At 74.6% G+C, this 7,451-nt stretch carries 6 protein-coding genes; 2 read left to right on the forward strand and 4 right to left on the reverse strand.

Annotated elements, in window-relative coordinates; all coding sequences use genetic code 11:
• Window positions 1-41: 41 nt before the first annotated feature.
• Window positions 42-1,886: a bifunctional metallophosphatase/5'-nucleotidase gene (locus tag CTKZ_RS05960; RefSeq protein ID WP_124342090.1), complete on the reverse strand. Its 1,845-nt coding sequence runs from the start codon at window positions 1,884-1,886 to the stop codon at window positions 42-44.
• 206 nt (window positions 1,887-2,092) lie between these two features.
• On the opposite strand from CTKZ_RS05960, the gene CTKZ_RS05965 reads away from it, so the two are divergent.
• Window positions 2,093-3,298 carry an AI-2E family transporter gene (locus tag CTKZ_RS05965; protein WP_124342091.1) on the forward strand — a complete coding sequence of 402 codons (1,206 nt, stop codon included), beginning with the start codon at window positions 2,093-2,095 and terminating at the stop codon, window positions 3,296-3,298.
• 67 nt (window positions 3,299-3,365) lie between these two features.
• Here CTKZ_RS05965 and CTKZ_RS05970 read toward each other — a convergent pair whose 3' ends face one another.
• Complete coding sequence (locus CTKZ_RS05970) at window positions 3,366-5,030, reverse strand: SulP family inorganic anion transporter (RefSeq protein ID WP_124342092.1); 1,665 nt, start codon at window positions 5,028-5,030, stop codon at window positions 3,366-3,368.
• The gene (locus tag CTKZ_RS05975) at window positions 5,027-5,386 is read right to left on the reverse strand and encodes an ArsR/SmtB family transcription factor (RefSeq protein WP_124342093.1); all 360 of its coding nucleotides are present in this window, start codon (window positions 5,384-5,386) and stop codon (window positions 5,027-5,029) included. Before CTKZ_RS05975 ends, CTKZ_RS05970 begins: the two co-directional genes overlap by 4 nt.
• A gap of 146 nt (window positions 5,387-5,532) precedes the next feature.
• Here CTKZ_RS05975 and CTKZ_RS05980 point away from each other — a divergent pair, with 146 nt between their 5' ends.
• Window positions 5,533-6,639: an FUSC family protein gene (locus CTKZ_RS05980; protein WP_124342094.1), complete on the forward strand. Its 1,107-nt coding sequence runs from the start codon at window positions 5,533-5,535 to the stop codon at window positions 6,637-6,639.
• Here the strand turns inward: CTKZ_RS05980 and CTKZ_RS05985 are convergent.
• Window positions 6,611-7,451: M23 family metallopeptidase (locus CTKZ_RS05985; protein ID WP_148090464.1), on the reverse strand; the 841-nt coding region annotated here is incomplete at its 5' end. The two genes, CTKZ_RS05980 and CTKZ_RS05985, sit on opposite strands and share 29 nt — an antisense overlap.

The raw sequence follows: 7,451 nt of genomic DNA on the forward strand, positions 1-7,451 counted from the left end.
GGTGCGGTCGCCCCGACGGAGACGACCGCACCCGCGCGAGGTCACGGCGTGATCGTGAGCGGCTGCTCCCCGAAGGTGAGACGCCAGTCCGGATTGGTCGAGCTGAACGTCGCCGGGTCGATGACCTGCTGCTCGGTGACCCAGTCGATGAGCAGCTGGCGGATCTCCACCTGCCGGTTGACGAGCACGGGAGCGCTCGTGACGCCGGGGAAGCTGCCGCCGCCGGACTGCCGGTAGTTGTTGATCGCGACCACGAAATCCTGGCCGTCCGTGACGGGTGTGCCGTCGTAGGCGAGCCCGGTGATGCGGCTGCCCACGGGCTGCCCGAGGTCGATGTCGTACGTGAGCGGCGCGTCCAGCCCGCGCATGACGTCGTCGTTGTAGTCCGGCGTGCCGTTGGGGGCCGTGGCCGTGGGGGCGTTGGTGAGGTCCGCGGACGCGTAGGTCCCCGCGGCGGTGACGGGCTTGAAGTACTCCGCCGACTTCTCCAGGTACGCCTTCACCTGCGCACCCGTGAGCCGGATGCCCATGAGGGTGTTGTCGTAGATGTACAGCCCCGCGACGTCGCGGACCGACACCTCTCCGGCGGGGATCGCGGCCTCCCGGTTGAACGGCGCGGCGATCGACAGCACCGGGAGGTCGGCGTCGGCCCCCGTCAGCTCGGCCTGCACGGCCTGCGCCTGGACGTGGTTGATGAGGTCGAGCGCCGCGGTGTCCTCGTAGCGCGCGGTCGCCGCGGACATCGCCTCGGTCGACGTGCCGATCACGCTGTTGACGTAGGCGACGACCGTGGCCTGCTCGTCGGCGAGCAGGTCGACGATCTCGGGGTCCTCCGGGACGGTGTTCGCGTTCAGCACGTCCGCCTCGACGCCGTCGACCGTCCACCTCCCGCGGTGGAACGTGAGGTCCACGTCGAAGGTCGACAGGCGCATGCCCCAGCGCAGCGGCTCGGACAGCACGACCGGCTTGCCCGTGGCCGTGTTCGTGACCACCCGCTCGGGGATCTCCTGGTGCGCGTGCCCGACGAGGATCGCGTCGATGCCCGGCACCTGCTGCGCGACGAGCGTCGCGGCGTTCTCCGGGAACGGCAGCGCGTCGCCGTACGACGACGACGTGTCCGCGCCCGAGTGCGCGGACACGATGACGACGTCCGCCCCCTTGCGCCGCATCTCCGGGACGTAGCGCTGCGCGGCCTCGACGAGTCCGCCGAACTGCATCTGGCCCTCGACGTTCGCCTTGTCCCAGATCGCGATGCCCGGGTTGGTCAGGCCGAGGATGCCGACCCGCACGGGCTTGCCGCCCCGCGGGTGCAGGGTCTCGATGACGTAGGGCGCGAACGCGGGCTTCCCGGTGCGCGCCGACGTCGCGTTCGCGCCGAGCAGCGGGAAGTCGAGCTGCCGCTGGAACGTGCGCAGCAGCGGGATGCCGTAGTTGAACTCGTGGTTGCCGAGCGCCGCCGCGTCGTACCCGATCGCGTTCATCGCCGCGGCCATCGGGTGCACGCCGCCCTCCGTGATCGGCTCGACCTTCGCGTAGTAGTACGCGAGCGACGTGCCCTGGATCGTGTCGCCGGCGTCGACGAGCAGCGTGTTGCGGGCACCGCGGTCTGCACGCACCTGGTCGACGAGCGTCGAGATCTTCGCCAGGCCCACGTCGTTGTGCGCGCTGTCGTCGTACTCGGCGTCCTTGAAGTAGTCCCAGTTGAGGACGTTGCCGTGCAGGTCGCTCGTGCCCATGACGGTGATCGAGTAGGTGCGGTCGTGACCGCGACCGTGGTCGGCGGTGTCGCCCGCGGTCGCGGGCGTCGCGAGGGTGAGCGCGAGCGCGGCGGTCGCGGTGACCACGGCGACGCGTCGGCGGGTGCGCCGTGGGGTGGGGGAGCGCATGGGCGAGACCTCCTGGGGTGTGGCGGTGCGCACCGGTCGGTGACGCGGCGCACCGTACTCCGGACGGGTGACAGCCACACGTCGGCCGGCCGCCCGACGGTGACCGCGAGGCGGCGCGGCGGTGACGTCGGCGCCCGTCGCGCGGTGACGGGCCGCGCGCCGTAGCGTCGGGGGCTCCGACCCCTCGTCCCACCTGGAGGTCCTCGATGGCTCCGTTCGGCCGCCGCTCGCGGGAGCACCCCCGCACCCGCGACACCGACCGGCAGGAGCTCTCGCCGCCCCGCCCGGTGCGCGGCGCGTCGGGCCTCTGGTCCGACGGCGTCGGACGCGCCGGGACGCGTTCGCTGCAGGTGCTCGCGATCATCGCGCTCGTCGCCGTCCTCGTGTTCGTGGTGACGCAGCTGACGCTCGTCGTCATCCCGGTGCTCATCGCGCTCGTGCTGGCCGCGGCGATCTCGCCGCTCGTCACGTTCCTGCGCCGCAAGGGCCTGCCGTCGCTCGCGGCGACGTGGATCGCGCTGGTCGCGCTCGTCGCGCTGCTGGCGCTCATCCTCTGGCTGGTCGTGCGGGCGGTCGTGAACCAGTGGGACGCGCTCCGCGACCAGGCCCTCGACGGCTTCGACGAGCTCCAGGCCTACGTCGAGGGCCTGCCGTTCGACATCACCGAGGAGCAGATCCAGTCGGTGCGCGACTCGGTCACGGGCCTGCTGCAGTCCGACGCGGTCAGCGCGGGCGCGGTCGCGGGCGTCTCGCAGACCGTCGACTTCGTCGCCGGCTTCTTCATCATGGTCGTCGTCCTGTTCTTCTTCCTGAAGGACGGCCCGACGATCTGGGAGTTCCTGCTCCGGCCCTTCGACGGGCACCGGTACGAGCGGGGCCGGCGCATCGGCGTCACGACCGTCAGCACGCTGGGCGGCTACATCCGCGGGACCGCGATCGTCGCAGCCGTCGACGCCGTCGCCATCGGCATCGGCCTCGCCATCGTGGGCGTGCCGCTGGTGATCCCGCTGTCGGTCCTCGTCTTCCTGCTCGCGTTCATCCCGCTGGTCGGCGCGACGCTCGCCGGGATCCTCTCCGCGCTCGTCGCCCTCGTGGCGGTCGGGCCCGTCGAGGCGCTGATCGTCGTCGCGATCGTGGTCGTGGTGAACCAGGTCGAGGGCGACTTCCTCCAGCCGATCGTCATGGGCCGCGCGCTGCAGCTGCACCCGCTCGTCATCCTGTTCGCGCTGACCGCCGGCACGGTGCTCGCCGGGCTCACCGGCGCCGTCCTGGCCGTGCCGATCGCCGCCTCGATCTGGCGGGCGGTGCAGGTGTGGGACGGTCCCGACCTGCCGGCCCGGTTCGCCCGGCCCAAGAAGCGGGACGCGCTCGCGGCGAGCTCGGCCGTCGTGGAGCCCGCGTCGCGCGCATGACGGCGCGCGGCTCGTCCGTCGTGCGCGCCCGTCGGCGCCGGTGCGCCCGCCCGCCCGCGCGCTCGCGTCAGGCGGCGGGTGTGCCGACGGCGGAGGCGAGCCGGGTGTCGAGCGCCACGACCCGGCGCGCGTGCCCGACGGCCTCGTCCAGGTGCGCGAACACCTGGTCGTCGTCGAGCGGGTCGAGCACCCCGACGCGGCGCGCGAGGCCGAGGTGGTCCGGCTGGAGCCCCTTGACGAGGACGGTCACGCCGCGGCGGTGCAGCCCGGCCACGAGCTCGCCCAGGACCTGTGCGCCGGTCGCGTCGAGGAGCTGCACCTGCGACAGGCGCAGGACCACGACGCTCACGCCGTCGATCGCCGCCACCCGCTCCAGCACGCGCTCGGCGGCCGCGAAGAACAACGGACCCTCGACGCGGAACAGCGCGATCCGCTCGTCGCCGGCGACGGGTGGTCCGGGCAGCTCCTCCCGGTGCACGCCTGCGGCGCGCGCCATCGCGCGCAGGCTGAGCGCGGCCGCGACGACGATCCCCACGCCGACGGCGTAGACGAGGTCGATCGAGACCGTCACGACGGCCGTCAGCGTGAACAGCGCGGCTGCCGCCCGCGTCGACCGGACGACGAGGCGCACGCCGCGCGCGGAGACCATGCGGACCGCCGTGACCATGAGGACGCCGGCGAGCGCGGGCAGCGGCACGTGCGCGACGACTCCGCTCAGGCTGCCGACGACCACCAGCAGGACGAGCGCGTGCACGACCGCCGCGACGCGCGTGCGGCCGCCGGAGCTGACGTTGACGGCCGTGCGGGCGATCGCGCCCGTCGCGGGCATGCCGCCGAAGAGCCCGGACGCGACCGAGGCGAGACCTTGGCCCACGAGCTCGCGGTCGGCGTCGTACGGTCCGGTGCTCGCGTGCGACGAGGCCACGCGCGCCGACAGCAGCGACTCGATGGCCGCGAGAGCGGCGACCGTCACAGCCGGGCCGGTGAGCCCGGCGAGCGTCGTGAGGTCGACCGTCGGCCACGCGGGCGCGGGGAGCCCGGCGGGGAGCGCGCCGATCGTCGCGACGGGCAGGTGCGCCACCGCGGTCACGACCGTGACGAGGGTGATCGCGACGAGCGACCCGGGCACCGCGGGGTGCACCCGCGGAGCGAGCAGCATCACGGCGACGACGGAGGCGACCACCCCGGCCGACCAGAGCGCGTCGGGCGCGGTCGCCTCGCCGAGGGACTGGAGCGCCGCGACCGCGGCGTTCGCGTCGTGTCCGGCGGCGGGCACGCCCACCGCGGCGGGGACCTGCTGCAGGAAGATGAGGATCGCGATGCCGAGGGTGAACCCCTCGATCACCGGCCACGGGATCATGCCGACGAGGCGCCCGAGGCGCAGCACGCCGGCGACGACGACGAGCGCACCGGCCAGCAGCGCGACGACGGGCACCGCGCCGGCGCCGTGCGTCGCGACGATCGGCGCGAGGACGACGACCATCGCGCCGGTCGGGCCGGACACCTGGACGTGCGACCCGCCGAGCACCGCGGCCACGAGACCCGCGACGATCGCTGTGACCAGGCCCGCCTCTGCGCCGACGCCCGAGCTCACGCCGAAGGCGAGCGCGAGCGGCAGCGCCACGACGCCGACGGTGACCCCCGCCAGGAGGTCGGCCCGCCAGGACGTGCGCAGGGCGGCGTAGTCGTGCCGTCCCGGGAGCAGCGTCCGGAGGCCGGAGCCGGCCCTCACCGCGGGGCCGTCATGGACGCGAACTCGTCGGCGACCGCGGCGAGCTGGTCCTGGGTCGAGCGCAGGATCTCGCCGAGGAGCTCGCGCGCGACGCGCAGCAGCTCGGCGACGTGCGCGGACGCGAGGCGGTAGTCGACCGCGCTGCCGCGTCGCGCGGACTCGACGAGGTGGTAGCGGCGCAGGACCGCGAGGTGCTGCGAGAGGTGCGACGCCTCGAGCCCGGTCTCGGCGATGAGCGTCGAGACCGGGACGTCGTCCCCCGCCGCGAGGAGCTCGAGGATGCGGATGCGCACGGGGTGCGCCAGGCCCTTGAAGAGGTTCGCCTTGACCTCGTTGAGCGGCGGCGAGGAAGGCATGCGCGTCCTGTCCCTTGACGATGTGATGGATCCATCATATCGCTGGACGGAGTCCGTCCCGGACGACGAGGGCCGGGGACACCCGCGACCACCCGGGACCACCCCGTCGCGCGCCCGACCCGCGACGTTCGTAGAGTGGCGGCCTCATGGCACCTCCCGACGCTCCACGACGGGCGCGGGCACGGCAGGCCCTGTCGTCCTTGCGCCGCGAGCTCCTGACCGTCGGGCCGCACGGGCACGCGCACTGGCCCGCGATCCGCGTCGGCCTCAGCGTCACCGTGCCCCTCGTCGCGTGCCTCGCCCTCGGGCATCCCGGGTGGACCCCCTTCGCGACGTTCGGCGCGATGTGCTCGGTGTACGGCAAGCAGCTCGACTACCCCGCCCGCGCGCGCCTGCAGGCCGGGACCGGGCTCGCGCTCGTCGCCGCGGTGGTCGCCGGCACCGCCGCCGGGGTCGTCGCCCCCGGCTCCCTCCTGGCCGTCGCCACGATGGCCGTGTTCTCCGCCCTCGGCTGCGTGCTCGCCCGGGTCCTCGGCTGGTCGCCCGTCCCGTCGCTGTTCCTCGTCTTCGCGGTCGGGACGCTGTCGTCGTACGCGCACCCCGCGTCCGACCTCGTGCCCGCCGTGGTGCTGCCCACCGCGGCGGCGGCGCTCGCCGTCGCGCTCGGTCAGGTCGGCCGCTGGTTGCCGACGTCACGCCGCCCTCGCGTACCCGCCCCCGCACCGTCGCCCCTGCGCGCGGCGCTCGCGAGCCGCACGGTCGTCGTCGACGTCGCGGTGCACGCCGCCGCGCCGCTCGCCGCCGGGGCGATCGCCCTCGCCGCGGGCCTCGGCCACCCGTACTGGGCGGCGGTCACCGCGACCGTCCCCCTGGTCGGGCCCACGCCCGTGGCACGCGTCGGACGGGCGGCGCAGCGCGTCGCCGGCACCCTGCTCGGCGTCCTCGTCGCGGCCGCGATCCTCGCCGGGGACCCGTCGCCGTGGGTCCTCGTGGCCTGGGTGGCGGCCCTCCAGGTGGTCACCGAGCTGTTCGTCGCGCGCCACTACGGCATCGCCGTCGTGGCCATCACCCCCATGGCGCTCGTCCTGTCGTGGCTCGGCGGCGGTCCGACGACGCTCGACCGGCTCGTCGTCGACCGCGTCGTCGAGACCGTCCTCGGGGCCGCGGTCGGCGTGCTCGTGCTCGCGCTCGCGCGCCTGCTCGACCCGCCACGGCGCCGTGCGGCTACCGGCCGAGCAGCGGTGCCGGGTTGACCGTCGACCCGTTCCGGTACACCTCGAAGTGCAGGTGGCACGCACCGGACAAGCCGGTGTTGCCCGAGTAGCCCACGAGGTCGCCCCGACGGACGCGCTGCCCCGCGGCGACCGTGGACCGCGTGAGGTGGTTGAGGCTGCTCATGAGCGACTGCCCGTCGACCGGCCCGTGGTCGAGCATGACCTGGTTGCCGAACCCGTTGCGCCACTGGGACCACCGCACGACCGCGTCGCGCGGCGCGTACAACGGGGTGCCGCAGTACGTCCGCAGGTCGATCCCCGCGTGCAGGCGCGTGTAGCCGAGGATCGGGTGCAGCCGCATGCCGTAGCTCGACGTCACGTGCATCGGCGTGATCGACGTGGGGTTCGTGAACACCGGGCCCGACCCACCCGACGCCGGCGGCGGGGCGGGCTGCGGGGCGGGCGGCGCCTGCGGCTGCGGCGGCGGCTGACCGGCCTTCGCCGCCTCCTCGGCACGGGCACGCTCCTGCTCGGCGCGGACCCGCTCCTGCTCGACCCGGACCCGCTCCTGCTCGGCGGCGACCCGCTGCTGCTCGGCGATGATCCCGGCGAGCTCCGCCTCGATCGCGGCGCGCTCGCGGTCGGCCGCGGCCGCCTCGGCCTCGGCCTGCGCGGTCATGTCGTCCAGCCGCCGGCGTGTGGCCTCCTGCTCCGCGAGCAGGCGCGTGATCTCCGCCTCGCGCGCGGCCGCGTCCGCGCGGGCCCGGTCGGCGCGCACGACCTCCGCGTCGGCCTCGGCCCGCAGCGCGCCGATCCTGTCCGCGACCGCCGCGAGCCGCGCCTCGTGGTTG

The sequence above is a fragment of the Cellulomonas algicola genome, assembly GCF_003851725.1.
Classification (GTDB): Bacteria; Actinomycetota; Actinomycetes; order Actinomycetales; family Cellulomonadaceae; genus Cellulomonas; species Cellulomonas algicola.

What these genes read in the sequence shown, in the direction of transcription:
- CTKZ_RS05980 (WP_124342094.1), top strand. Translation starts at nt 5,533, where the DNA reads ATGGCACCTCCCGACGCTCCACGACGGGCGCGGGCACGGCAGGCCCTG.
- CTKZ_RS05965 (WP_124342091.1), top strand. Translation starts at nt 2,093, where the DNA reads ATGGCTCCGTTCGGCCGCCGCTCGCGGGAGCACCCCCGCACCCGCGAC.
- CTKZ_RS05960 (WP_124342090.1), bottom strand. Translation starts at nt 1,886, where the DNA reads ATGCGCTCCCCCACCCCACGGCGCACCCGCCGACGCGTCGCCGTGGTC.
- CTKZ_RS05975 (WP_124342093.1), bottom strand. Translation starts at nt 5,386, where the DNA reads ATGCCTTCCTCGCCGCCGCTCAACGAGGTCAAGGCGAACCTCTTCAAG.